The following is a 26,619-nucleotide window of genomic DNA, read 5'->3' as shown; positions in this document are numbered from 1 at the left end:
AAATTGTCCGGAAATAGCGTTATTCTTCCGATAAGTGTTATTGTTCTTCTTATTAAAGAACGTCGATATTAGAACCTTCAGCAAGTTTAACAATAGCTTTACGTACTGATTTTGTAGTTCCTTCGTATTTACCTACGCGTTTTGTGCGAGGTTTTTGGTTGATCATATTTACTGATTCAACTTTTACATTGAAGATTTCTTCAATTGCTTGACGAACTTCAATTTTGTTTGAGCCTTTAGCAACTTCAAATGTAACTTTGTTATCATTTTGTTGCATCATTACTGTTTTTTCAGTGATGATTGGGCGCAAGATAATATCTCTAGGGTTACGTTTCATTATGCTAGTACCTCTCCAGCTACTTCCGCAGCTTTTGCTGTGAATACTAAAGTATCAGCGTTAACGATGTCATATGTGTTCAAGTCTTGAACAGTTAATAACATTGTGTTTGGTAAGTTACGCATTGATAAGTAAGCGTTAATTACATCCTCTTCGTCTGCGACGATGAATAATGTTTTACGGTTAAGTTCTAATGTGCTCATAACTTTTGCAAATTCTTTTGTTTTCACGTTTTCGAATGTTAAGTCAGCAACAACTTTCATTGTTGAATCAATAACGTGTTGTGATAATGCTGAACGAACAGCTAAACGACGAACCTTACGGTTGAGGTTGTATTTGTAACTTCTTGGTTTCGGTCCAAATACAATTCCACCACCACGCCATTGAGGAGAACGGATTGACCCTTGGCGAGCACGTCCTGTTCCTTTTTGACGCCATGGTTTACGTCCACCACCGCGAACTTCTGTACGGTTTTTTGTTGAATGAGTTCCTTGACGAACTGATGCACGTTGCATGACAACAGCTTCAAAGATTGTTTGGTTATTTGGTTCAATTCCAAATACTGCTTCGCTTAATTCGATTGCGCTAACAGTTTTACCTTCTAAGTTTAGAACATCTAGCTTAGGCATTGTTTGAATCCTCCTTAGCGTAGTCAACTAGTTCAACTGGATCTTTTGATTTCACGCGTTTTACTGTTGATTTAATTTCAACAAATCCACGACGTGGTCCAGGAATGTTTCCTTTAATTAAGATGTAGTTGTTTTCTTCATCAATTTTGACAATTTCAAGGTGTTGGTTTGTTGTAGTAAATCCACCATGTTGTCCTGGCATTACTCCACCTTTTTTGATTGTTGGGATAATACCTTGTGATGCTAATGAACCAATTCCACGGTGGTATCCTGAACCGTGAGCTTTAGGTCCAGTTTTTTGGTTTCCACGGACGATTGCCCCGTTGTAACCTTTTCCACGTGATGTTCCTGAGACATCAACAAATTCCCCAGCAGCAAATATTCCTGCTGTTAATACTGCTCCTACCTCGTGTTCCATCATTTCTGATCCACGAATTTCGCGAACGAATTTCTTTGGAGCTGTGTTTGCTTTAGCAGCGTGAGCAATCTCAGATTTGTTTGCACGTTGTTCTTTCACATCGGCAACACCTAATTGAACTGCTTCATAGTTATCTGATTCCATTGTTTTCTTTTGAAGAACAACATTTGGTAATACTTCAACTACGCTAACAGGAATTAGAGTTCCATCTGCTGTAAAGACTTGAGTCATTCCTAATTTACGTCCTAATAATCCTTTCATGATTTCTCCCTTCTACTAAAGTTTTATCTCGATATCGACACCACTTGGGAGATCAAGACGACTTAATGCGTCGATTGTCTCTGCTGTAGGTCCAACAATTTCAATCAATCTCTTATGAGTTCTTGATTCAAATTGTTCACGAGAATCCTTGTTTACGTGTACCGATCGTAAAACTGTTACGACTTGTTTTTCAGTTGGTAATGGTACTGGTCCAACTACTTTCTTTGCACCGTGATCGTTTGCTGCTTGAACAATTTTTTGTGCCGCACTATCAATTGTACGGTGTTCATAAGCTTTTAGACGAATACGAATAAAATTCTTTGCCATGGAAATCCTCCTTCTTCCGCCTATTAAATAGGCCTGCTCCATGCGAATTCCCCGACTTCTCACTGACCATGACAACGCTCTTCAGTGTGCCGGCAACCTCGCACTTCTATGCAGTCGCTTAAGTATTATACACTAAATACATATAGAATCAAGGGATTTTGTAATATTTATTCGACTTTTTTTACATTCCTCAAAATCAATCAAAATGCGCAGTATTCAGAGGGTATTTAAAAAAAAAGAGCTTGAATAAATCAAGCTCCTTTGTATCGTTCATCAATTTCGCATAGCTCAGCAAATGTATCAATTTCAACAATATCTTCGCGTGTTACTTTGCGCAAAAATATCTTGTATTTTTCGCGATTATAACGTAATGCAACTTCATCCCAGTATAATTGCTTTCCACTTTCAGATTCGAATGTATGTTTGAGGTCTTCAGATAACATTTTAGCATCATCTTGATTCCAATAAGATATTCCTACCATCTGATTTGTATTCGTTCCAGTAATACCAATGTCAACAATTAGGTCGCCTTCAGTTTTAAGGATCCAGTCATCGCTTTCCGCCATAGGAATTCCCATATACATACTTCTGTACTCGTACTTGCGAATTATCTTAGAATTATACAAAAGTAAATCCGATTCAAGTACAAGTGCATTATCCAATATATCACGGACCAAATACGCACTTGAAATGTTATTAGCTTTATTATAACCATCATTATCAATGAAACGAATTTGCGGGTACTTAACACGTAATGCCTCGAAGGAATCTTTTAGATACCCCCGAACAATTACGATTTCTTCAATTCCCGCGTCTATCACTGCGTCAATAAGACGATCAATTAAACGATTACCATTGACTTGGATTAACGGTTTCGGAGTGCTCAACGTCACAGGCACCAACCTTGATCCAAATCCAGCAGCCAAGAAAATTGCACGTTTTACTCGGTATGGTTCAAGTGTCTCAATTCCTTTTTGAGTTATTTGCACCATCTCTTCATTCATTAGAAGTCCCATTAACAGTAATTCGTTGAAAGCTTTCTCCACAAAATAAGGATTTTCTTTTATGGTCGCATACGCTACTGCACCATCGTGAACTGAACATAATATTTCAAACTGATTCAAATCGATCATTCTAGACCTCCGCCTCTTTTTCATGTTTCTTCATTAACGATACCGCTACTTTCGCAATCACATTTACAAATAGAATTAAAATGGAAATGAATGCTGTTGATTCAATCATTGATTGGGAGTCTAGCTGTGGTATCAAAAGTGATAAAGGTTGGTTTCGCATATTTGCTAGGAATGAAACCGCAGAAATCGTAATCATGGCATTAATAAAGAAGTAGAGAAACATCTCCAAAACCGTTTCTTTCGTACTTGGTATATACACATCAAACAGTAGACGCATTTTCGATATACCCAGAGTATTAGCAGTATCTTCCAAATTTTGATTAAACTTCTGTAGTGAATTATACGCCATTAAGTACGGTGATGCAAAGAAATGGATGATATTGACAAGCACAAGAATTGCTATCGTGCCATAGATAATGGAACCATTAAAAAGCATAACATAACTCAAACCTAAGACTACACCAGGTATAGCAAGTGTTGTTAGTGAAATAAAATGAATTGCTAGTGCGCTTAGTTTCTTATCACTTCGCGCAGTAATATATGCCGTTAAATAGGTTATGACAACTCCAATTAGTCCTGTGAACAACGCCACAGCCAATGAGTTTAACAAATACATTCCCACTCCTATATCAAATGCTTTTTCGATATTGACCAACGAGAACGTTAAATCAACCGGATATTTTGTTACTAGTGACAATATTAAGAAGCTTAACAGTGGTGTAACAATTACAATCCCCAAGACCGTGCAAAAGAGAATTGCAATGCGATCTCTTTTCTTGTTTTTTTCGACTATATATTCTTTCGTTATTGTGGAAGCACTCGTCGTTTTCTCACTCTTTAAATCAATAATAAAAGCAATGATAGCTGGTATTAGCAAGAATGCACCAATTACCGCCCCTTTTGAGAAATTTAAAAGGCCAATTACTTCACGATACATGTACGTCGACAATGTCATCGTTTTGCCGCCAACTGCAAGGGGTACACCATAATCTGTAAAAATCATCGTGAAGACTGCAAAGAAAGCTGCAATTAACGGAACTTTTAAATTCGGTAATGTTATTGTCATAAACTGTTGTCGTTTTGAGAGGCCTAGTACTGTCGCCGCTTCATAAACTGTATAGTCTTCATATTTATAGATATCTGTTAGCATTAAAAATGCAACAGGAAATGAATAGAGAATGGAGCCAAAGATGATTCCCGGATATCCATATAGCCCAATATTAATACCGAGTAAATTAGTAATAATACCATTATCACCTAGCAGTAACACGAGTCCAGTACCATGTGATATAGATGGAATCAACATCGGCAACGTAAACAATACTGCAAATGCACTCTTATATTTAATATTTGTTCGATTAATCGCCCATGCACAGCATAATGCGATTAAAACTGAGAGAATTGTAGCAATTGATGCTGTTATCAAGGAATTCATCATGTACTTTGGAAATTGCTCACTACCAACGACAGCTGTAATATCTGTTAACGATACACTACTCACAAGTTTGAGTAATGGTAATATGACGGCAATAACCAAGACGACGCCAATAACAAGTATAGACGTTCTCATCGATCGTTTATTCATAGGTCGATTTACCTGTTGTTCGTTCCAAAGATTCCAACTTAGCGTCCAAGTGATCAACAACAAAACGTTTGATGTATGGATTTGCTGGATTATTATAGATTGCTTGCGGTGAATCAAGTTGTTCAATTTTTCCTTCTGACATGACCATTACGCGGTCAGATAAGAAAAAAGCTTCTTCTTGTTCGTGTGTAATAAAAATCATCGTTACATTAAATGTCTTTTGGATTTGTTTGAGTTCTTTTTTCATAATTTCTCGATTTGATACATCAAGAGCCGATATTGGCTCGTCGAGAAGTAATATCGACGGGTTCAGCGCGAGGGTACGTGCAATCGCAACCCGTTGTTGTTGCCCTCCTGACAGTTTTCGTGGCTTTTTATCAATCTGATCAAGCATACCTATCATTTCCAATGTCTTAAGCGCAATTTCCTTAGACTTTTCTTTCGTTTCCTTCTTCAATTTCAATGCATACTCAACATTTTCTAATACCGTCATATTTGGAAATAATGCATAGTTTTGAAATACAATTCCCATATTTCTTTCAGACGGGTGTTGCTTCGAGATATCGATCCCTTCATTCAATATAGCACCACTATTTGCGTGTTCCAATCCCATCAAGATACGAATAAGTGTTGTTTTCCCACACCCAGACGGTCCAAGAATACTCAAAAATTCTCCCTCATAGACATCGAAGTTTATATCGTTTAATACGACTTTTCCTTCATATTCTTTATGCAGGTTCGTCACCTTTAATTTAATTTTATTATCTAATATTTCCATTGTTCTAATAACCGGTCCTTTTCATCGATGCTATGAATTCCTTCCATATTCGCATATGGAATATGCTCAGGGTACTTCTCAATTTTATTTACTTGGTCTTTATAGACTTGCTCTGGTGAGTACAAATCTTTATCAAATATAAATGCTTCATTTATGATGTAAGTATAAACTCGTACAACATCTGGATCATTCTCGCGTCCTTTTAACATAGAAGTAGCAGAAGTGTTGTAAGGAGATCCTAATTCTGGAAAAACTAATTCAAACGGAATTCCTTTATTAATTTCATTTACTGCTTGAAACGTCATCCCCATTGCTATCGCAATTTCTCCTTGATTAAGAAGCTTGATTGGTCCTGAACCAGACTCCGTAAATTGCTTAATGTTGGGATGAAGTGCATCAAAGTAGGCTAATGCTCCCTCTACTCCAAACTCGTTCACTAAACTTTTATAGAAGAAGTATCCTGTACCACTGGATTTAGGATCTGGCATTGCAATCTTATCTTTATAGATTGGATTCAGAAGATCTTGATATGTCTTTGGTAGTGGAAGATCATATTTTTTCAATACATCTGTATTAATAATTAAGCTTCCGCCATAACGTTCCCAAATAACTGCTTGATTATCAAAAATACTTGGATTAAATTCGTCAATATAGTTTATTGCACTTAAATGACTCATCGGCGCCATTATATCAATTACCCGAGTCATGTAACCAGTTTCTAATCCTACGATGATATCAGCATCCGTTTTCTCCCCTTCCACAGATAGTTTTGCTGCACTTTTGCCTGTTGATGCGTATACAACCTTAACATGAAGGTCTGGAAATTCTTCATTAAGTTGTTCCTGGAGCGCTTCTCCTCGAAATTGTTCCATACTTGAATAAATAATAATTGTTGAGCTGTTTTGTTGTGACACAGCCCACAAACACATAAGGGCGAGCACTGTAACCGTAATAAAGAACTTTTTCATAAAATACCTCACTATCGTTTATTATACACTATTAAAGCGACGTTGTGTTCAATTCAAGAATATTTCTTGCTGTATTGAACACGGTATTCATGTACAAAAAAAAAGAGAACTCTTACGAGTTCCCTTAGATTGATTAACTAGTTTGTTGAGAAATTATTTGATAATTTCTGTAACGTTTCCAGCACCAACAGTACGTCCACCCTCACGGATTGAGAATGTTGTACCTTGCTCAACAGCGATTGGAGCGATTAATTCAACTTCCATTTCGATGTTGTCTCCAGGCATAACCATATCTGTTCCTTCTGGAAGTAAGATTGTACCTGTAACGTCTGTTGTACGGAAGTAGAATTGTGGGCGGTATTTGTTAACAAATGGTGTATGACGTCCACCTTCTTCTTTGCTTAAGATATAAACTTGAGCTTTGAATTTTACGTGAGGTGTAACTGATCCTGGTTTAGCAAGAACTTGTCCACGCTCGATTTCTTCGCGGTTAACACCACGTAGAAGTGCTCCAACGTTATCTCCAGCCATAGCTGAGTCTAACATTTTGTGGAACATTTCGATTCCTGTAACAACAGTTTTAGCTGTTGGACGGATACCAACGATTTCAACTTCTTCGTTGATTTTGATTTCTCCACGGTCTACACGTCCTGTAGCAACTGTACCACGACCTGAGATTGTGAATACGTCTTCTACAGACATTAAGAATGGTTTGTCTGTATCACGAACTGGATCTGCAACGTATGAGTCAACAGCGTCCATTAATTCAACGATTCTTTCTTCCCATGCAGCATCTCCTTCAAGAGCTTTAAGAGCTGATCCACGGATAACTGGAGCGTTGTCTCCATCGTAACCTTGTTCTGAAAGTGCTTCACGTACTTCCATTTCAACTAAGTCGATTAACTCTTCGTCATCAACCATGTCGCATTTGTTCAAGAATACTACGAATGAAGGAACACCTAATTGTTTAGCTAAGAGGATGTGCTCACGTGTTTGTGGCATTGGTCCGTCTGTTGCTGAAACTACTAAGATAGCTCCGTCCATTTGAGCAGCACCTGTGATCATGTTTTTAACGTAGTCCGCGTGACCTGGGCAGTCAACGTGAGCATAGTGACGTGCTTCTGTTTCGTATTCTACGTGTGATGTAGAGATTGTGATTCCACGCTCTTTTTCTTCTGGCGCGTTATCGATTTGGTCATATCCACGAGCTTCTCCACCCATTTTTTTAGCTAATACAGTTGTAATAGCAGCTGTTAGAGTAGTTTTACCGTGGTCAACGTGTCCCAATGTACCAACGTTTACGTGTGGTTTGGAACGATCAAATTTTTGTTTTGACATTTGAATTGTCCTCCTGTTTAAAATTTAACTCATTGTTTTACAAATATATATTAAGACAAACAATGATGAAAAGCAATATTAATGTTTAACTAAGTGTTTTAAGTTTTATTTTTTCTTAGCTACTGTTTCAGCAATGCTCTTTGGAACAGCTTCATAGTGATCAAATTGCATTGATGAGTTACCACGACCTTGTGTAAACGAACGAAGATCTGTAGTATATCCTGACATTTCTGAAAGAGGTACGAATGCTTTAACGATAACAGCATTGTTACGTTCTTCTTGGTCACGGATTTGTCCACGGCGTGATGAGATATCTCCCATAACTGCACCGAGGTATTCAGCTGGAGCTGTAATCTCAACATCCATAACTGGTTCTAGTAATACCGGATCACAAAGTTTTGCAGCTTCACGTAATGCAAGGCTAGCAGCAACTTTATAAGCCATTTCTGAGGAGTCAACATCATGGGATGATCCATCGAATAAAGTAGCTTTAATATCGATTGCTGGATATCCATATGCTAAACCGCCATCAAGAGCAGCTTTTAATCCATCGTGTGCTGGTTTAATAAATTCACGAGGAACCGTTCCACCAACAACAGCGTCAACCCATTCAAATCCTTTTCCTGGGTTTGGTTCGAACTTAATCCAAACGTGTCCATATTGTCCACGTCCACCTGATTGACGAACGAATTTACCTTCAGCGTCAGCAGCTTTACGGATTGTTTCGCGGTAAGCAACTTGTGGCGCACCAACGTTTGCTTCAACTTTGAATTCACGTTTCATACGGTCAACGATGATATCTAAGTGAAGCTCACCCATACCAGCGATGATTGTTTGTCCTGTTTCTTCATCAGTGTAAGTTTTGAAAGTTGGATCCTCTTCAGCAAGTTTTGCAAGAGCAAGACCCATCTTATCTTGGTCACCTTTAGTTTTTGGTTCAACAGCAACGTTAATAACTGGCTCAGGGAAGTTCATTGATTCAAGGATAATTTCGTGTTTTTCATCACAAAGAGTATCACCTGTACCTGTAACTTTTAAACCGATTGCGGCTGCAATTTCACCTGCGTAAACTGATTCGATTTCTTCACGGTGGTTGGCATGCATTTGCATGATACGTCCGAAACGTTCACGTTTTTGTTTTACTGAGTTATAAACTGGTGATCCTGATGTAGCAACACCTGAGTATACTCGGAAGTAAGTTAGACGACCTACGAATGGGTCTGTCGCAACTTTAAATGCTAACGCTGAGAATGGTGCATCGTCACTTGCTTCACGAACAGCTTCTTGGCCATTTGGTAATGTACCTGCAACGGCTGGGATGTCTAATGGTGAAGGTAAGTAATCGATAACTGCATCAAGCATTGCGATAACACCTTTGTTTTTATAAGCAGCTCCACAAAGAACTGGGAAGAATTCACCACTAATAACCGCTTTACGGATAGTAGCTTTGACTTGTTCAACAGTAGGTTCTACACCTTCAAGAATCATCATCATGAAATCTTCATCGAAATCAGAAATTTGATCAAATAGTTTCTCACGAGCTTCAGCTACTTGAGCTTTAAACTCTTCAGGAACATCAATGATGTCATCTGTTTTTTGTGAAACATCGGCAAACATGTGAGCTTTTTGCTCAACAATGTCGATAAGGCCATCGAAGTAATCTTCGACACCGATTGGTAATTGGATAGGTGCTGATTTAGCTCCTAAACGATCAACAATTGTTCCGGCTGCCATGTAGAAGTCAGCACCTGTTGCATCCATTTTATTAACGAATACAATACGTGGAACGTTATATTTTGTAGCTTGACGCCAAACTGTTTCAGTTTGTGGCTCAACTCCTGATTTAGCATCAAGAACTGTAACCGCTCCGTCAAGAACACGCAATGAACGCTCAACTTCAACTGTAAAGTCTACGTGGCCTGGTGTATCGATAATGTTGATACGGTGACCATTCCATGCAGCAGTTGTCGCAGCAGAAGTGATAGTGATACCACGTTCTTGTTCTTGCGCCATCCAGTCCATAGTTGCGGCACCATCGTGAGTTTCCCCAATTTTATGTGTTCGACCTGTATAGTAAAGAATACGCTCAGTTGTTGTAGTCTTACCAGCGTCAATATGGGCCATAATACCAATATTACGCATATTGTCTAATGTAAATTCACGTGACATAAGTTTTCAAATCTCCTTTCGCTATATTGTTTATTAGAAACGGTAATGTGCGAAAGCTTTGTTAGCTTCTGCCATTTTGTGTACGTCATCGCGTTTCTTAACGGATGCGCCTGTACCATTTGAAGCATCGATAATTTCAGCAGCTAAACGCTCTTCCATTGTCTTCTCTCCACGTGTACGTGAGTATTGAACGATCCAACGTAGTCCGAGTGTCAAACGACGCTCTTGTGTTACTTCAATTGGAACTTGGATGTTTGATCCACCAATACGACGAGCTTTAAGTTCTAACACTGGCAATACATTGTCAAGTGCTTGTTCAAAAACCTCCATTGGTTGACGTCCTGTTTTTTCTTCGATAATTGCAAACGCATTATATAGAATTGATTGAGCTAAACCTTTTTTACCATCAATCATGATTCTGTTAATTAAACGTGTTACTAATTTTGAATTGTAAATTGGATCAGCAACCACGTCGCGCTTTGGAACATGTCCTTTTCTTGGCATTTAATTCACTCCTCTCATTTTTGATGTATTATTCTGATTCTTTTGGTTTTTTAGTACCGTATAATGAACGGCTTTGACGGCGGTCTGTAACTCCAGCGCAGTCCAATGTTCCACGAACGATGTGGTAACGGACCCCAGGTAAGTCTTTAACACGACCTCCACGGATTAAAACGACACTATGTTCCTGTAAATTGTGACCAATTCCAGGGATGTAAGCCGTAACTTCCATACCATTACTCAAACGAACACGCGCATATTTACGTAAAGCTGAGTTAGGTTTCTTAGGTGTCATTGTACCAACACGTGTACATACTCCACGTTTTTGTGGGCTGTTTACTTGAGTTGTTTGACGTTTAATCGTATTCAAACTACGACCTAGTGCCGGTGATTTTGATTTGTATACACGACTTGTACGGCCATGTGTAATCAATTGATTGATTGTAGGCATTAATTGTCTCCTTCCTGACTATTGCACACAGTACCAAGTGTGCCGTGGGCTCCATATTAATTAGGTCTCTTCGCAGAAACCCTAGATTAATCATAAGCCTTTACATTCTATCATATAGCGATTCATTGTCAATAGGTTTTCCACACTTTTTCCACGTAATTATTACGTGGAGTAGGTGACACTATCTCACCGTACTCCACCCACTCTCAATATGTTTATTTTTCGATAGATTGGGGAAGTTCCCTTTTTTCAAATTTTTTGAAGAATTGGATTTTCCCTTCATCATGAAGCGTCTTAAGAATTGTTACAAGGATTGGTAAGCCAAATAGACCAATAATCCCAGCAAGTCTCATTCCTACAAAAATACAAATTAACGTTACCAACGGATGTAGTCCAATTTGATCCCCAACCACTTTCGGTTCCAAAATATTACGGATTACCGTGATAACGACATAAATAACGAATAGACCAATAGCCCGTTCGAAATTTCCCATAACCAGTTCGATGATTGTCCACGGGATCATAACCGTACCTGTACCGAGTACAGGTAGGATATCAACAATTGAAATCATAAAAGCTAAGCCAATTGGATTCCCAACCCCAATGAGCGCAAACCCTATCGATAACTCAATGAATGTGAGTGTCATTAATTTGGCATAGGCTTTCATGTATTTCCCAACAGTATCAAAGAATCCGCCTTTGACGTCATACATGAACTGGACCCACCGTTGTGGCAAGTATGCTAGCACTGTATCCACCACATTCTTATAGTCTAACGTGAAGAAGAATGAAGAGATAATTGCAATTAAGATCGAGATGAATAAATTTGGTAAGCTACTGACGAATCGGGTCAAGAATGAAATTGCACTGGTAGATACAGTTCCAGCCAATTGTTGAATCTGTTTCGATATTGCATTAGTAACTTCTGACAGATTGCTCAGTATTTCTGGATTAATGTGTTCAAATAATGACTCAACATAATTGAATATCGAAGTCAATGCTGGAATTAGAGTTGATTCCACATATGTAGGTGCATGCTTCACAACTCCTTGAATTCCCGAAATTGCTGCGAGTGTCAATCCGAAAATTACGATCCCCACTATTATATAGAAAACAACGATGACTCCAATTCGGAGATATTTGTTCTCGCCAAACATTTTTACAAGCTTTAGAATAATTGGTTTTAAGAGTGATGCAATCACAAATCCAATAATAAACGGTGTTAAATACTTTACCGAAAACTTAAAGACTAAAAATGCGAGCCCCGCAATTAATGTATAAAAGACAAAATTTATGATAAACCGCTTCTTTTCTTCTAATGTCATAAGTACCCTTCCTTAACGAATTCCTCTACGTTTTAATATTATACTTTTTATTTCCAGGAAAGCATCTTCAGACCTGGTTTATAATCTAATTTTAGTATATCAAAGATTATCATCAAATACTGTCCACTAACGACATTACCATGATTGATGTGTATTTTTTTACAAAAGTGGCCATTTCCTTTTAGTAAGCCGGCTACCCTTTCTATATATAATAACAAAATCAACTTTAATTCATGTGTATTTTATGTTAAATACACGCACTTAAAATTCATCTCTCTTGATTCAAAAAGCCACTGTTTTAAAAGGTGTTAATTTTTCAAAAAGAGTATTGCCATGATATGTTTCTTGTGATAGTATGTATAAGCAATCACGAAATGGCGAATATATGCACTGGGGATGTACTCAAGTGGCTGAAGAGGTGCCCCTGCTAAGGGTATAGGTCGGGTAACTGGCGCGAGAGTTCAAATCTCTCCATCCCCGCCATTAATGGTCCAGTGGTGTAGCGGTTAACATGCCTGCCTGTCACGCAGGAGATCGCGGGTTCGATTCCCGTCTGGACCGCCATTCGTATTGCAGGTGTAGTTCAATGGTAGAACACGACCTTGCCAAGGTTGAGGCGGGGGTTCAATTCCCCTCACCTGCTCCAAATTGCATAGCACAGAGCGACATGGTCGCTCTTTTTTATTGGCTTGAATAATACTCGATGTTTTTACCTTGACCTTAACAACATCTCACTATAAAATTCAAGTACAGATATCGAACGTAGAAGGGGCCATAATGAACATAAATAATAAACTCAAACAATATGAATTAGATTTTCTTGATTTTGAATTTATAAGTTGCAAAGCAAATGTCGAACAACGCATTGATCCAACATTCTTTGAACTAAAATCTGACGGTACACGACAAAATCGTGAAAGTGTTGTTAATTCGCTTTGCTCAACTGAGCGAGATCGAAACATTGACATTACTAATTTTATGATACAAGAAATTGGACCTAGTACATTTCTCATAAACTATGAATCTCGAAATCAAGAAGACCAAGAACATCTTGCACGAACTTCAATATGGCGCGAGCAAGATAATGATTTGAAATTACTCTTCCATCAAGCCACAATAATACAGCCAGCGGTTGAGTTAGTGTAATATTTTAGACTATTTTCAATAATAGTATTGCCAAGATTAGAATCCTGTGTTAATCTATAATCCGCTAAGGGTTGCAAATCAACTGGTCCAGTGGTGTAGCGGTTAACATGCCTGCCTGTCACGCAGGAGATCGCGGGTTCGATTCCCGTCTGGACCGCCATTCTTAGTCAATTACGAGCGAATTCAATTCGCTTTTTTTTTATATTCATTTTAATGAGGTTGATCTTTTCACACGTGTTTAATTGTATTTACAAATAATTGCATTTTCTTGTTGCACTATGTATGTTCTTATGGTATTCTAAATGAGCACTAAGAAGTGCAGTCAATACAATGAATGGTCCAGTGGTGTAGCGGTTAACATGCCTGCCTGTCACGCAGGAGATCGCGGGTTCGATTCCCGTCTGGACCGCCATTCTATTGCAGGTGTAGTTCAATGGTAGAACACGACCTTGCCAAGGTTGAGGCGGGGGTTCAATTCCCCTCACCTGCTCCAATTTATAAATTTAAAGAATGACATTTGTCATTCTTTTTTAATCGTTACACAATTAACCGAATTTAATCTATGATACACTGTAACTATATCAAAAAGGGAGGAGCACAAATGCCCGCTACAACACAAAACGAAATTTGGAGTCCGCAAGTCATCGCCGCCTTTATCAGTGTCGGAGGTGTACTTCTAAGTTCAATCTTTGGATATATTAGCTCATACTACGGAAATCAACAATCACAAAAGAACGAACTTCGTAAAATTGAGAAAAACCAACAAAAATATATTGAACAACAAAACAAACTTGAAAAAGACAAATCGTTACGAAGCGCTCTTCAAAAGCTCACATACCTCTTTTATCAAACTGACTTCGATTCTCAAATACATCATACATACTTTAATACACCTGAAGGTCTCGATTCATTTAACGATGTGATGTCATATGTCACAGCATACGGTAATCAACTTTCAACACAAACTGCAATTTATCTTCAAAAAGCCATGTTTGAAAGCAACCTATTATCGAAACATTACGGAACACTAGAGATTTTAGCGGCTGATGCTCTTAACTATCAAATTGATTGGACTCGATATGAAACAAATGCAATAGCATGTCTTCTCATTGCGCAGATTCGATATGACATAAGCAAAGAGCTTATCAACCCCAAAGATTTATTAGCTGCAAAGTATAATAATGTGAATCCCAACCTCAAACTGTTCTTTGAAACCGGTGTAGATAACTTTATCGATATGCTCAACCTTGATCACTTCATTCAATTCAAACAAACAAAAGACGACCTCCAATAAGTCGTCTTTTGTCTATCTACTGAATTGCAATATAGATTTTTATGCTGCCGTCCACGCCGTAACGCTCATAATCAATCGTGTAAGCGCGATTCAACATCCCATTATCTTCCAATTCCCAAATATGTTTCCATGTTCCTGCAACGTCTCTATCCGTCACATCAAAGACCCGGTAGTCGATATTTGGTGTGATTGGTATCATCATTTCTGTACGAGGCTCTTGTGTCGCTAAAGCGAATCCATAATCACCACGATAGTCACTGTGATAATCTGTATAGATAGCATAGATATCTCCTTCCAATGCAGGCTCTAGTTTTGATATATTCACCCATGCTCCCTGGATTTTGTTCAACATCGTTTCATCAGTAAAATTATTAGTTCTAAACGATTCCAATAGGTATAAATTCATTTTCTTCACTTCCTTTATTTGATTGTAACACAAAGACCGTCTACCGACGGTCTCTAATTTATTTTGTCATTTTATTTTTTATGATTGCTTTACTTCCTTGATATGTAATTATAAAGTAAATCGCATATACAATGAGGACAAATCCGAGTGTAATTAATGCTGGCATAATTGAACTTGCTGACAAACTAATCAACTTTAGGTTCACGTTTACTGCGCTTACACCAATATACGTATGTAATAGCGCAACGATTAGCGGAATAAAGAAGTATATTGCATTTTGCATAAAGATTGAGCGATCAATCATACGATCTTCAACACCCAGTTTAGCCAGTATTTGATAACGTTTTTGGTTGTCGTTAGCTTCTGAGAGTTGTTGGAGCGCTAGAATAACAAAACTTGTCACAAGGAATACGACCCCGAGATAGAATGAAAGATATGTCAGAAGTAAACCCATCGCCATCGATGATTCAATCAATTCCTGTGAGGAAGTCACAAAATACATGTAATCAAACATATCTTCACCCTCCACGTTGCTATTATAGTGGGGTTCAATCACTTCTTTTAGTTCTCTTGCAAACTCCTTATCATCCTTTGATGATTGGGTACTTATCATATGAATTGTTACTGCTGAGGTCAGTTCATCATTTGTGTTCTTGATATTCTGTAACGTATTCTCATTCACGATAATCAATACATCATCATTTCCGTTATTATCGAATTTCGTCTTTTCGATATCTTGTATTTTTTTATATGAAAGGTTTTGATTAGCAAACGCGTAGCTATCGTCATCTTTAAACACATTACTTGGTGATACTGTTTCAGGACCCAGTTGTTGTATAGGTGCAATCACTGCAAACTGATTTTGATCAATTGTGATTTTATCAAGTTTCTGCATTGCCCGAGCTTTGTTAATACTGTCTACGCTTACGAAGCCAACATCTGTAATCCCGAACATAAAGCTATTCGCATCACTCTGATCGATATATTTTTCAAAAACGTCATCGAATCGCATATTTACAGATGAGTAGTAGGTCATAGTTTCCGCATTTTTTATTCGCGAATCTTTTAAGTTGATAAGGTTAGGGCCAATCGTGTTACTGTCGATTGGGTACGAGTATCTTACAGTAATATCATTGGAAATCATTCCTGCTATCTGTTCCGACATCACGGAATTTAAGTTAAATCCTGTTATCAGAGTTCCCATACCGAAGAGTAGCATAATACTGATTACAGACATCATCTTATACGTTGAATTAATTTTAGCACTCACTTGACGCCACACAAAGACATTAAGTCCTTTGTAGTAGTTTTTTTTGCTTGTTTGCATAAATTTTAGTAAGAAGCCAGAGAATGATTTAAAAATCAAGAACGTTGCAAATGAACCTAATGCGATAATCGGCAGTAACTGCATAAAAAGTTGCATCGGTTGCAACGCCCAATTGTAAGCATATACGAGTAGACCCGCCCCAACGATGAATATCACAACAGACATCCACGCACGTTTAACAAAGTTTTCTTCGTTAATTCGATCGGCTCTTAAGAGTTCTATAAGTTCATATTTTTCAAGAAGTATACGATTAAAGAGCACAACTACTAGGAATACTCCTAAGAAAATAGCAATTGTTTTGAGTGTCGCTTCGAGCGAGAAAACAAAACCATAATTCATGTCTGCAGCCATCATTTTCCCCGTTAAGACAGCAGTCCCTTGAGATGCAATGAATCCAAAGACGAGCCCTGCTAGTAATGAGAAGAATCCAATATACATCGTTTCTAAAATTAGAATCGTTGAAATTTTTCGTTTTGGCATTCCTAAAAGGGTATAAAGACCCAATTCTTTTTTACGACGTTTAATCAGAAAGTTGTTTGCATAAAGAATTAAAAAACCAAATACTGCAGCAACAATGACAGACATCACATTCATAACATTGACCAATAGTTTAACCATTGACCCTTGCATTTCATTCATTTTAAGGATTGTTGATTGTTGTTCAAATGAGTTAAAAACATAGAAAAGTGCTACTGAAAACATCAATGTAATAAAGTATATAGAATAGTCTCGGTAACTCTTTTTCACATTACGGAAAGCGAGTTTAGAGTACATTAGATGTGTCGCCTCCCAATACAGTTACTACTTCGATAATTTGGTCAAAGAACTCTTTTCTTGACTGATTGCCTCGAATAAGTTCATTAAAGACTTTTCCATCTTTGATAAATAGAATTCGTTTCGCATAACTCGCACTAAAAGCATCATGGGTAACCATCATGATTGTTGCATGTTGTGTTTCGTTGAGATCTTGCATTTTTTCAAGAAGCATACGACTTGATTTTGAATCTAGAGCACCTGTCGGTTCATCAGCAAGAATCAAACTCGGATTTGTTATTAATGCTCGTGCACTAGCTACACGTTGTTGTTGTCCACCAGACATTTGATATGGAAACTTTTGAAGGTGTTCTTCAATATTTAGAAGTTTCGCAACCTCGCTCACGCGTTTTTCAATTTCTTTATGACCGACTTTTTGAATGGTCAACGCAAGTGCAATATTTTCGTATGCTGTTAGAGTATCCAATAGATTAAAGTCTTGGAAAATAAATCCTAATTCAGTTCTACGAAATGCTTGGAGCGCTTCTTTTTTTAGTTTCGTCGTTTCTTTTCCATTGACTGTAATGACTCCACTAGTAACTGAATCTATCGTTGAGATACAGTTTAACAATGTTGTTTTACCAGAACCACTCGGTCCCATCACACCAACAAACTCACCTTTCTCAATTTCAAATGAAACTCCATCGAGAGCTTTTGTTACATTACCTTTTTTACCGTAATATTTTTCGATATTACTTACTTTTAGAATCGTTGTCATAATTCCCTCCGTGTCTATATTAAGTATACTTTCTTGAGTTTTTAGTACAATTTATCTCACTTACAGTGGACTTACATTTTTGTCATAATTTATAGTTTTTTATTTCTTTCTTTGAAAAGACCGACAATATACCGATAAAGAACATAGAAGTAAAGTAAGTAGCACACAAAAATAACGAGTGCAACGGCAACACCGCGATAGTTTAGGTAGGTAGTAGCATCAGTCCCAAATAGACCAGCACTCGCCGCAACAGCACGGTTTCCAACGAGTGTATGGCAAAGCGCAAGTACTAAAGGCATCGTTACATAGATAAGCGTTTGCTTACGAATTATTTTCGTGAACGCTTGATCATCAACACCCAGTTTATCGAGGACTCGATAATTTTTCCGTGTATCCAACGCATCACTCATAACATGCAACGACTGAACGACCATTGCACTTATTAGAAATACGACACCTAAATATAGTGTGGTGTAAGATATAGCGACGCGGATTTCATTTACAGTTCGTAGAGCGTTTTCTTGAGTTGAAAGAAATATTTTGCTGTCTTGATTCAATGGAATCAATTGTTCAATAATCTCATCATTGGTCGTATCGATGTTCACTACAGTCTGGATATAATTGATGTAACCGTGTGTTTGCCACATCTGTAAAACTGAATCTTCCACAATCAAATAGGATGCCATTCCGGCTCCATTACTTAGGATTACTGTTTCAGCGCTTGGTATCTGGCGCACCGTTTTGGGCGCATCAAAAAGATTGATTTCGGTTACAAGTTTGCTGGAATCAAATTGATTGAACGGATTGGTGGAAACAATGTCACTTGCTAGGAGCACATCTTTAGCATGCATATCTAGGGGCGGCAAATTGAAGTGTGCTCGAACTGCATCGTAATCTTGTTTGGATACGATAGATATTGTTCCAGAATAAAACTTATCATCGTTGATAAAGTCTGAAATTGTGTATTCACTCTCGTAGAGTTCAAGCGATTGCGAATATTGTAGGGGTACTTCATTCATTGAAAGATGGTTTTGGAAGTCAATCGTTTTTTTGTCATACATAACAGATAGAGTATAGGGAGAGGTATGGTAAGCACTTTTCAAAAGATACGCATTCGTATTGATTCCGGTCGTCAAAAAGACCAATGAAAAGAGCATAATAACACTAATAAATGTCATCATTCGATAGGTGGATCGGATACGAGTTCCAAGTTGACGAAACACAAACATGTTCGTTCCTCTATAATATACAGGTTTGATTCGCGTAATTAGATTCATAAAGATATGCGCAATTGAGTAAAAGATAATGAGTGTTGCGAGTGTTCCTAAGAATACAATTGGAATGAATCCAATAATGAGCTGGTACGGTTGTAGTGCCCATCGATAGGCATAAAAAAGAATATACATCCCTGCTAAAAGGCTTACATATCCAAACCAAGGCTTTATGTTCAAAATTACGTCATTTTGGCGTACTGCATTAAGAAGATTAACAAGTTTAAATTTACGGATTTTCTTAATATTACCGAAACTCACAAGAATGAAAATAATACTAAAGCTGATTATGGTATTTTTAAATGCAGCTTGTGAATATATGAAAGAAAACTCAATATCGCTTTCAAGTACAAAGGCTGTAAACACACTTGTAACTTGCGAAAGAGCAACTCCCATGATGAGTCCTACTATTAGTGATACGACCCCGATTACAAGCGTTTCGATGACTAATATCACGGCCATAGTTCGATTACGCATCCCCAGTAGAATGTAGGTAGCAAATTCTTGATTGCGGCGTTTGACCAAGAAGTTGTTGGCATAACGCACTAAGAAATAGAAAATGATGAAAACAAGAATTGAAAATCCAAGAATGAATGAATCGAAGTTCGCTACGATCCCATCAGATGCCCGAAGTATTTTAATTAACGACAATTGTTGATCAACGGAACCAAAGATATAGAAAAGTGCCACCGAAAATGTCAGTGTGATAAAGTACATCAAATAATCTTTAAAGCTTTTTCTGACATTGGCAAAGGCCAATTTAACACTCATCATACAATACCTCTTTATTGAAACATCATATCGGATTTGGGAAATGTAATGGTAACGTGTGTCCCCTGCTCTGATCTAATGCTTATGTCTAAGTAAAGTTTGTCACCTAGTATCTTCACAAGATACAACCCCATTCCGGTTGCTTGTTGGTGGAAGCGACCGGTTTGTCCGGTGAATCCGCGTTCGAACACGCGGCGAATATCACTGTCGGGAATACCTGGTCCATTATCCTTGATGTGTAGAGACACACTTTGGTTATGGGTTTCTGCTGCAATTACAATCGTACCTTCCCCTGGCGTTACATATTTCAAGGCATTATCAACGATTTGCTTCAAAATATACTCAAGCCATTTGGCATCACTGTATACATCAATGTCCAAATTATGCAATTCCAATTGGACTCGTTTTTGAATAAACGTTGACGATAGATTCTTAATTACCTTACGTACGGAATCTTCAAGTTTCACTTTTTGAATGATATAGTCTTTTTCTAGTGAAGAAGAGCGTGCATAATAAAGAACTTGTTCAAGATAGTTTTCAACTTTGGTTGTTTCTTCCAAAATCTCTTTCATCTCGCGGGTGTTGGTATTTGAAGCAATTAATTCGATGGCTGCAAGGGGTGTTTTTACCTCATGAATCCATAAATCAAGATAGTTCATGTAATCATCTTGACTATGGCGGTAGGCACTGACGTAATCACTCATCGATTTATTGGATATTTGAAGCGTATCAATAAGGATATCACCGTCTAAAAAATCTGGATTCGGAAGTAATTCTGTAATTAAATATTTTTGGTCAAGTGCTGCGAGATTCATTACAACTTCATTATAAAAATTGAAACGGCGACTAAATTCGACACCCATCATAATAAAGAACAGTATGAGCACTGAAACTATAACAACCACAATTATTTCCCATTGTATTTTGAGAACGATTAGAAAAAAAGCTAAAAACACTGTTACTAACAGTGTTGATAGCATGATATAACGTTTGTCTTCAAAGAATGCTTTAATTGTCATAAATGGTATACCCCATACCACGTTTGGTTTCTATAAAGTCTTCAATTCCGATTTCTTCAAGTTTTTTACGAAGGCGATTGATGTTTACCGTTAATGTATTATCATCAACAAACCAATCTGTATTCCATAAATATTGCATCAGATCTTGTCTTGAGACGATTGTATTTTTGTTTTGAATGAGAAATGATAGAATTCGCAACTCATTCTTTGTAAGTTCTTGTTGGGCGTCACGATACTTAACACTCCCGCGTGGTAAATCAAGTTCGACACCACGAATTGTAACGACTTGGCTATCTGATTTTTCATAGCTACGTCGGAGTATTGATTGGAGTCGGGCCAACAGTATCTGTAGGTTATATGGTTTGGTGATGTAGTCATCGGCTCCTAAATTCATAAGCATCAGCTCATCCATCGTACTATCACGACTTGTAACCACTACAATTGGAACCTCACTAATCTTACGGATTTCCTTGGCAAGGTAATGGCCATCAACAACCGGCAATGATAAGTCCAACAAAATACAATGGACATCCTGTTCTTTAAACGCTTCGATAACACTCCCAAAATCTGTGATAACAAGGGTTTCATACCCGTTTTTTTGTAGAAATGTACTGAGTTCATTTCTTATTTTTTCATTATCTTCAACAATCATAATTCGATACATAGTTGTGCCTCCATTTCTTTTATTATACACTAAAACAGTTCTATGCATAACCATGATATAATATCTAAAATGGAGGTTCCTATGAAAATAATTACTTACACCGACGCAACGACCTTAACCTTGCCCGCTTATGTCATTCAATCACTTCGTGATAAAGCTGAGTTGGCACATATTCGGCATCTCGATAATAAAACATTTATCATTCTTAATTACCCGAGTAGCCCTAAAAATCTGCACCCCATTTGTGTAGAGGCCGATGGCTCCGATTATACATTGTATGCGCACGATACTGTCATTCTCGATGACAACGTCGCTGATTTTACCTTTACGGATCTAATCATTAAGACATTACGAAATTACGAGACACTGGTTAAGTATGTGAATGCTAAGCTGAATCACTTTGAGAATGTCATGGACCGGGGAATTACGAAAGAAAACATACGGCAATTATTTAGTATCAACCGGCAACTCATTTGGTATCAAACTGCCATCAACGCGATTGGTGATGTCACCCAATATATCAATGACCAGAAACCTGAGCAATTATGGTCACCTGCCAATGCTTCTGAATATGCCAATATACGAATTGAAATCAATCAACTTGATCAAAATATCATTATGTACCAACAGATTATCGATGCGATTATGAATGTATCGGATTCCTTATTTTCGAATAAGCTAAACATAACGATGAAACGGTTATCAGCCATTACCCTTGTTCTGTCCATTCCAACACTTATTACCAGTTTCTATGGAATGAACATTGACCTACCATTTCAGGGGCACCCCTATTCTTTAGTCATTGTTTTTACAATTAGTACGGTATTAACGATTGCGACCGTTGCATACCTTTACAAAAAAGATTTCTTCTAACAAAAAAGTTTGGCTTATCAGCCAAACTTTTATATTTTACCACTATCTGAGCATCGACTGCGTATAGTTCGTGCTGGCACACCTGCAACAATATCACCGGGAGCAACATTGTGTGTTACGACACTTCCCGCGCCCACTACGGCGTTATCACCGATTGTAATATCACCGATAATTTGAGCAGCAGCTCCTATATGAACACGATGTCCCAAAGTTGGGTGTCGCTTCCCTTTTTGACGTGTCTTACCCCCTAAAGTAACACCGTGGTGTATCAGGCAGTCATCACCAATTATTGACGTTTCACCAATCACAACACCATTACCGTGATCAATCACGAAGCGGCGCCCAATTTGTGCGCCAGGATGGATTTCGATTTGAGTCATAAAACGACCTATTTGGGAAATCAAACGTGCTAAGAAAAAGCAATGATACTTGTAAAGCTGATGCGCAATTCGGTAATATCCCATTGCGTGATAACCTGGATAGAGGAAAAGCACTTCTGCAATAGTTCGAACGGCTGGATCATGTTTTTTATACGCCTTCGCTGTTTCGAGCCACTTCACAACTGGCCCGCTTATAATGTATTAAGTTTTTCTTGAATTTGTGCAAGAACAACTTTTCGATCTTCAGGATTGTTTTCAAAATCTAAATTATCAACATTAATTTTAAGGATTGGCGATAAGTCATAGTTATCGAAGTAGGCACGATACTCATCATTGAGTTTCTGCCAATACTCACGTTCAACCACCAATTCATAATCACGGCCTCGTTTTTTAATACGACGCATTGCTTCATCAACGCTAATTTCAAGATAGACCATTAGTTTCGGAACATGCACATGTTCCAACATATTTGCTAGTAATTCCGTGTAGGTTTGGAATTCCTCATCGCTCATTTCCTTACTTAGATTTAACATCCTTGCAAAAATTGCATCTCCGTAAATGCTTCGGTCCATAACCGCTTTGGATACATCCTTAGCCTGTTTAATATGCTCGAATCGTTTATTCAAAAAGAATACTTGTAGTGGAAACGCATAGCGCTCACGATCATAATAGAATTTATCCAAAATTGGATTATCTACTACGGGTTCTTCAAAAGCTTCATAATCATTTTCTGCAATAATACGCATTAAGGAGCTTTTCCCAACCCCTACAACACCTTCAATAACAATCATGTCATAGACCTCTTTCTTTGATACATAACTCAATATTTCTTTGTATGAAAAGTTCATAGTCGTCACCATTTCCAAATTTCATGTACTATAAGTGTAGTCGGTGATTGCGTAAATTGCAAGTGATTGTCAATCATATTTTGCAATGATTTTTTGTGCCTCATCCCGAATCCACATTCTTAGTTCTAGAGGCGCTAACACCTCCAAATTTGCACCACCTTTACGAATAAAATCTTTTGCTGCTGCTTCATTAGGAAACTCCAATTCCATATGAAAACGATGATCGTCTAACCACGTTATCACCTGATTTTTTCCCCAAATGTACTCACTAAGAAAATCGAGATTACGAACAATTAATGTCGCTTGAACCGGCTTAATTTTATATCCAAATTCTGTGATGGCCCCCTTGCTATTGCTCGGTGCTTCATAACGGAATGTTTCATTTAGCATCGTCAGGGTTTCAATGCGATTAACTTTCAAACTAAGATAGCGATTTCGTTCATCATAACCCATCATATACCAGAATTGATTTACGAGAATGAGTTCATACGGTTCAAATATATACGTGTTCCGATCTTTATGAGTTTTCTTATAACTCAGTTTGAGTCGTTGGTGCGTTTCAATCGCAGCCTCAATTAATTCAAGATGCTCTTGATACTGTTTCACATCGACATTTAATTTAACCGATTGAAAGGCCATTGTGTTGCTGACATCTTGGTAGTTGAGTTGCTGCGATAGTTTTGACACTGCACGCACAAAATCTCCGCCCATGGCAGAGTTATTGTGCTGAATGATCATTGCGAGTGCCTGTTTCAAAATTTTGCGTTCTTTCATATCAAATGCAACGGGCGGGATTTGACTACGACTGTGGAGCTGGTAGCCACCGCCTGGACCCATGACGGTTCCGATGACATATCCCGCATCTTCCAATTCTTCCTTCAATCTTTGAACGCTACGAGCACTAATTTCCAATGCTTGTGCCAGCTCATCAATTGGCACGATTGCACGTGCGGACAATATATCAAGCATTGCTAATGCATTCGTTAATTTGCTCATTAGAGTGACATACCTTTCACGATATAGCAACGGGTTAGTAAATCTTCGAATTCACGTTCACTACGACCAATTTGAACCAAACCTCCCAATGTTAATTCAGGAAGCACATCACTCACTTCGATCAAACATTGACGACTTAGAAGTTCTCCATGGTTTACAGAACCTGTAAAGGTTGTTTTTGAATAACTTTGGACAAATTCAATCTCAAAGCGTAGATCTAAATCGCGGCTTATTGTGAGAAGATTTGGCTCACGACTTCCAAAATAATCATACAAAGTTGCTTGACCTGTAACACATAGACTTAATTCATGGAATGGATGTGATGTAACTGTGTACTCCTGCACATAAGTAGGATTCATTCGAATTTCATTATAAAAGTCATGGGCATCTTGGTGCGATTCAAATTTGAGTGTTACCATGACAGGTTCATCGTAATTGAGTCCGAAGCGTTCTGTAAATTGATAGTGCTGGTCACGGATAAACGTTGTAATATCGTGTCCTTTCATTGAATGTACTAAGTTTGCAATTGTTAATCCTTTTGTCATATTGATCACCTCTTGAACCTAGTATATAACTAGTATACGACAATTTCTGTCATATATTATTACTTTATTGGAAATTTTTAAAAGAAAACACCTTTATGAAGGTGTTTCTGTTTTCGGAGTGATTAGTGAAATGAGTTCTTCCGCAGAGTTGCTCGCATAAACTGGCAATCTTCGTACTGTCCATTGCCCATCTTGAGGTCGCGCATTCACATGACCCGTTACTGGTGCAGAAAATGTAAATGCCAAGCGATAGTTATTCTTAATTAATGCATCGATCACCGACGCATTAAACGACCCGAATGGGTACGCAAAATATTGGTGTGGTTTTAGCGCATACTGATTTGCGAGTTCAAAATCTTTCATTAAATCAGCGTCATTCATAACAGTAATTCGGGTGTAACCCCCTTGATTCAATTGAACAATACGGTGAAAATCAAAGGAATGATTACCATGTTCAAACGTATCAAGATTTGCTTCCATATCTTCCATACTAATAAATGCACGCTCGCCTGTTTTAACCCACGATCCAATGTTGAACGAAACGGCTGTATAATTATATTTTTTTAGAACTGGCCCCGCGTACGTGATGACATCTTTCATGCCATCATCAAATGTAATTAGAACCGATTTAGGATTGATAGGTTGACCATTCACGTACCATTCATAAAATTGATCCAACGTTACGGATACATACCCAGCATCATGGAGTGCTTTCATATGTGAATCAAACTGTATATCATCAATCCAAAGCTCAGAATTGCTATAGCGACCTGCTTTTGTCTCAACGCTTGTAACGCCATGATACGCTAAAACAGGTATGCCATCTTGATTAATTTGCTTCAATAGCGCATCTTTCGTTGCCTTTTCTTCAATTTCCAATTGTAAGCTTGTATAGGCTTTATCTTTGCGCTCAAATGCATGAGATACTGCATAATAACTTGTCATCACTAAAACCATTACTAAAACTACACTCACTGCTACCTTCACTTGAAAGCGCAGTTGACGTTTCTTCTTCATTGTCCCCCACCCCATATCATTTATTAATTTCATTATACAAAACTTTACACTAACTTAATAAGTAATTATATCAAAAGTTCATCTTCATTATCGTCAAAAAATTAAGACTTCGTTTCTTTCTTCAACTTCGTTAAATTAATCGGTTCTTTCACACCAAAAAAAACCAAACCGAGGTTTGGTTTTTTTTTATCAAATCTCAACCGCACCACTATTCATTTTTAAAAATTCTATCTCATAGGCAGTTTTAAAGTCAAACATTTTGCGAGGCATTGAGTTGATTTTAAAGGCAATGTCATCAAGATATTGTTGTC

Annotated in this window: 27 protein-coding genes, 6 tRNA genes and 1 pseudogene; 9 read left to right on the top strand and 25 right to left on the bottom strand. The window is 37.8% G+C overall.

What is annotated here, in order from left to right; genetic code table 11:
* Nucleotides 1-52: 52 nt before the first annotated feature.
* From rplW to ytvI, 13 genes are all read right to left on the bottom strand, one after another.
* Nucleotides 53-337: a 50S ribosomal protein L23 gene (gene rplW, locus GVV22_RS09455; RefSeq protein WP_159635323.1), complete on the bottom strand. Its 285-nt coding sequence runs from the start codon at nucleotides 335-337 to the stop codon at nucleotides 53-55.
* Entirely contained in the window at nucleotides 337-966 is a 630-nt protein-coding gene (gene rplD, locus GVV22_RS09450; RefSeq protein WP_159635326.1) for a 50S ribosomal protein L4, read from the bottom strand. The genes rplW and rplD overlap by 1 nt, the downstream gene beginning before the upstream one ends.
* Nucleotides 959-1,645: a 50S ribosomal protein L3 gene (gene rplC, locus GVV22_RS09445; protein ID WP_159649856.1), complete on the bottom strand. Its 687-nt coding sequence runs from the start codon at nucleotides 1,643-1,645 to the stop codon at nucleotides 959-961. The genes rplD and rplC overlap by 8 nt, the downstream gene beginning before the upstream one ends.
* Nucleotides 1,646-1,660: 15 nt before the next feature.
* Nucleotides 1,661-1,972, bottom strand: coding sequence for a 30S ribosomal protein S10 (gene rpsJ / locus GVV22_RS09440; protein WP_159635332.1), 312 nt, complete (start codon nucleotides 1,970-1,972; stop codon nucleotides 1,661-1,663).
* Nucleotides 1,973-2,223: 251 nt separating this feature from the next.
* Complete coding sequence (locus GVV22_RS09435; RefSeq protein ID WP_159649855.1) at nucleotides 2,224-3,105, bottom strand: sugar phosphate nucleotidyltransferase; 882 nt, start codon at nucleotides 3,103-3,105, stop codon at nucleotides 2,224-2,226.
* A gap of 1 nt (nucleotide 3,106) precedes the next feature.
* The gene (locus GVV22_RS09430) at nucleotides 3,107-4,690 is read right to left on the bottom strand and encodes an ABC transporter permease subunit (RefSeq protein ID WP_159649854.1); all 1,584 of its coding nucleotides are present in this window, start codon (nucleotides 4,688-4,690) and stop codon (nucleotides 3,107-3,109) included.
* On the bottom strand, nucleotides 4,683-5,468 hold the full coding sequence (locus tag GVV22_RS09425) for an ABC transporter ATP-binding protein (protein ID WP_159649853.1): 786 nt from the start codon (nucleotides 5,466-5,468) through the stop codon (nucleotides 4,683-4,685). The genes GVV22_RS09430 and GVV22_RS09425 overlap by 8 nt, the downstream gene beginning before the upstream one ends.
* Nucleotides 5,456-6,436 carry an extracellular solute-binding protein gene (locus GVV22_RS09420; protein WP_159649852.1) on the bottom strand — a complete coding sequence of 327 codons (981 nt, stop codon included), beginning with the start codon at nucleotides 6,434-6,436 and terminating at the stop codon, nucleotides 5,456-5,458. Before GVV22_RS09420 ends, GVV22_RS09425 begins: the two co-directional genes overlap by 13 nt.
* Nucleotides 6,437-6,589: 153 nt before the next feature.
* The gene (gene tuf, locus GVV22_RS09415; protein ID WP_159635347.1) at nucleotides 6,590-7,774 is read right to left on the bottom strand and encodes an elongation factor Tu; all 1,185 of its coding nucleotides are present in this window, start codon (nucleotides 7,772-7,774) and stop codon (nucleotides 6,590-6,592) included.
* Between the two features lie 105 nt (nucleotides 7,775-7,879).
* Nucleotides 7,880-9,943, bottom strand: a complete 2,064-nt coding sequence (gene fusA / locus GVV22_RS09410) for an elongation factor G (RefSeq protein WP_159649851.1) — start codon at nucleotides 9,941-9,943, stop codon at nucleotides 7,880-7,882.
* A 33-nt stretch (nucleotides 9,944-9,976) separates the two neighbouring features.
* Entirely contained in the window at nucleotides 9,977-10,447 is a 471-nt protein-coding gene (gene rpsG, locus GVV22_RS09405; RefSeq protein WP_159635353.1) for a 30S ribosomal protein S7, read from the bottom strand.
* A gap of 28 nt (nucleotides 10,448-10,475) precedes the next feature.
* Nucleotides 10,476-10,895, bottom strand: coding sequence for a 30S ribosomal protein S12 (gene rpsL / locus GVV22_RS09400; RefSeq protein WP_159635356.1), 420 nt, complete (start codon nucleotides 10,893-10,895; stop codon nucleotides 10,476-10,478).
* Between the two features lie 215 nt (nucleotides 10,896-11,110).
* The gene (ytvI, locus tag GVV22_RS09395) at nucleotides 11,111-12,220 is read right to left on the bottom strand and encodes a sporulation integral membrane protein YtvI (RefSeq protein WP_159649850.1); all 1,110 of its coding nucleotides are present in this window, start codon (nucleotides 12,218-12,220) and stop codon (nucleotides 11,111-11,113) included.
* A 392-nt stretch (nucleotides 12,221-12,612) separates the two neighbouring features.
* Between ytvI and GVV22_RS09390 the strand changes: the two genes are divergently transcribed.
* From GVV22_RS09390 to GVV22_RS09355, 8 genes are all read left to right on the top strand, one after another.
* Nucleotides 12,613-12,703, top strand: a tRNA-Ser gene (locus GVV22_RS09390).
* A 5-nt stretch (nucleotides 12,704-12,708) separates the two neighbouring features.
* Nucleotides 12,709-12,784, top strand: a tRNA-Asp gene (locus GVV22_RS09385).
* Between the two features lie 8 nt (nucleotides 12,785-12,792).
* Nucleotides 12,793-12,866: transfer RNA gene (locus tag GVV22_RS09380), tRNA-Gly, on the top strand.
* A 131-nt stretch (nucleotides 12,867-12,997) separates the two neighbouring features.
* The gene (locus tag GVV22_RS09375) at nucleotides 12,998-13,366 is read left to right on the top strand and encodes a hypothetical protein (protein WP_159649849.1); all 369 of its coding nucleotides are present in this window, start codon (nucleotides 12,998-13,000) and stop codon (nucleotides 13,364-13,366) included.
* A gap of 84 nt (nucleotides 13,367-13,450) precedes the next feature.
* Nucleotides 13,451-13,526: transfer RNA gene (locus GVV22_RS09370), tRNA-Asp, on the top strand.
* A 176-nt stretch (nucleotides 13,527-13,702) separates the two neighbouring features.
* Nucleotides 13,703-13,778: transfer RNA gene (locus tag GVV22_RS09365), tRNA-Asp, on the top strand.
* 7 nt (nucleotides 13,779-13,785) lie between these two features.
* Nucleotides 13,786-13,859, top strand: a tRNA-Gly gene (locus GVV22_RS09360).
* A gap of 108 nt (nucleotides 13,860-13,967) precedes the next feature.
* Nucleotides 13,968-14,660, top strand: coding sequence for a hypothetical protein (locus GVV22_RS09355; protein WP_159649848.1), 693 nt, complete (start codon nucleotides 13,968-13,970; stop codon nucleotides 14,658-14,660).
* A gap of 16 nt (nucleotides 14,661-14,676) precedes the next feature.
* Here GVV22_RS09355 and GVV22_RS09350 read toward each other — a convergent pair whose 3' ends face one another.
* From GVV22_RS09350 to GVV22_RS09325, 6 genes are all read right to left on the bottom strand, one after another.
* The gene (locus tag GVV22_RS09350; protein WP_419178510.1) at nucleotides 14,677-15,075 is read right to left on the bottom strand and encodes an effector binding domain-containing protein; all 399 of its coding nucleotides are present in this window, start codon (nucleotides 15,073-15,075) and stop codon (nucleotides 14,677-14,679) included.
* Nucleotides 15,076-15,124: 49 nt separating this feature from the next.
* Nucleotides 15,125-17,167, bottom strand: a complete 2,043-nt coding sequence (locus tag GVV22_RS09345; RefSeq protein WP_159649846.1) for an ABC transporter permease — start codon at nucleotides 17,165-17,167, stop codon at nucleotides 15,125-15,127.
* On the bottom strand, nucleotides 17,157-17,924 hold the full coding sequence (locus GVV22_RS09340; protein ID WP_159649845.1) for an ABC transporter ATP-binding protein: 768 nt from the start codon (nucleotides 17,922-17,924) through the stop codon (nucleotides 17,157-17,159). Before GVV22_RS09340 ends, GVV22_RS09345 begins: the two co-directional genes overlap by 11 nt.
* 89 nt (nucleotides 17,925-18,013) lie before the next feature.
* Nucleotides 18,014-19,969, bottom strand: a complete 1,956-nt coding sequence (locus GVV22_RS09335; RefSeq protein WP_159649844.1) for an FtsX-like permease family protein — start codon at nucleotides 19,967-19,969, stop codon at nucleotides 18,014-18,016.
* Nucleotides 19,970-19,980: 11 nt separating this feature from the next.
* Complete coding sequence (locus GVV22_RS09330) at nucleotides 19,981-20,985, bottom strand: sensor histidine kinase (protein WP_159649843.1); 1,005 nt, start codon at nucleotides 20,983-20,985, stop codon at nucleotides 19,981-19,983.
* The gene (locus tag GVV22_RS09325) at nucleotides 20,975-21,649 is read right to left on the bottom strand and encodes a response regulator transcription factor (protein WP_159649842.1); all 675 of its coding nucleotides are present in this window, start codon (nucleotides 21,647-21,649) and stop codon (nucleotides 20,975-20,977) included. Before GVV22_RS09325 ends, GVV22_RS09330 begins: the two co-directional genes overlap by 11 nt.
* A gap of 81 nt (nucleotides 21,650-21,730) precedes the next feature.
* Between GVV22_RS09325 and GVV22_RS09320 the strand changes: the two genes are divergently transcribed.
* A complete protein-coding gene (locus GVV22_RS09320; RefSeq protein WP_159635386.1) occupies nucleotides 21,731-22,522 on the top strand; it encodes a CorA family divalent cation transporter in 792 nt (263 codons plus the stop codon).
* 29 nt (nucleotides 22,523-22,551) lie between these two features.
* Here GVV22_RS09320 and cysE read toward each other — a convergent pair whose 3' ends face one another.
* The 6 genes and pseudogenes from cysE to GVV22_RS09290 form a co-directional block, all read right to left on the bottom strand.
* Nucleotides 22,552-23,082 (bottom strand): serine O-acetyltransferase, encoded by a 531-nt coding sequence (gene cysE / locus GVV22_RS09315; protein ID WP_159649841.1) that lies wholly within the window; start codon nucleotides 23,080-23,082, stop codon nucleotides 22,552-22,554.
* Nucleotides 23,083-23,093: 11 nt separating this feature from the next.
* The gene (locus tag GVV22_RS09310; protein WP_159640691.1) at nucleotides 23,094-23,750 is read right to left on the bottom strand and encodes a deoxynucleoside kinase; all 657 of its coding nucleotides are present in this window, start codon (nucleotides 23,748-23,750) and stop codon (nucleotides 23,094-23,096) included.
* Nucleotides 23,751-23,819: 69 nt separating this feature from the next.
* Complete coding sequence (locus GVV22_RS09305; RefSeq protein ID WP_159649840.1) at nucleotides 23,820-24,746, bottom strand: helix-turn-helix transcriptional regulator; 927 nt, start codon at nucleotides 24,744-24,746, stop codon at nucleotides 23,820-23,822.
* Nucleotides 24,746-25,291, bottom strand: coding sequence for a hypothetical protein (locus GVV22_RS09300; protein WP_159649839.1), 546 nt, complete (start codon nucleotides 25,289-25,291; stop codon nucleotides 24,746-24,748). The genes GVV22_RS09305 and GVV22_RS09300 overlap by 1 nt, the downstream gene beginning before the upstream one ends.
* A gap of 93 nt (nucleotides 25,292-25,384) precedes the next feature.
* Nucleotides 25,385-26,308, bottom strand: a complete 924-nt coding sequence (locus GVV22_RS09295) for a polysaccharide deacetylase family protein (protein ID WP_159649838.1) — start codon at nucleotides 26,306-26,308, stop codon at nucleotides 25,385-25,387.
* A gap of 189 nt (nucleotides 26,309-26,497) precedes the next feature.
* Nucleotides 26,498-26,619 (bottom strand): annotated as a pseudogene (locus GVV22_RS09290) (IS30 family transposase); the annotation flags it as partial.

This window comes from Erysipelothrix aquatica (assembly GCF_009828825.1).
Classification (GTDB): domain Bacteria; phylum Bacillota_I; class Bacilli_A; order Erysipelotrichales; family Erysipelotrichaceae; genus Erysipelothrix; species Erysipelothrix aquatica_A.
The sequence above is the reverse complement of the archived record's forward strand: the minus strand, read 5'-3'. Positions and strand labels throughout refer to the sequence as shown.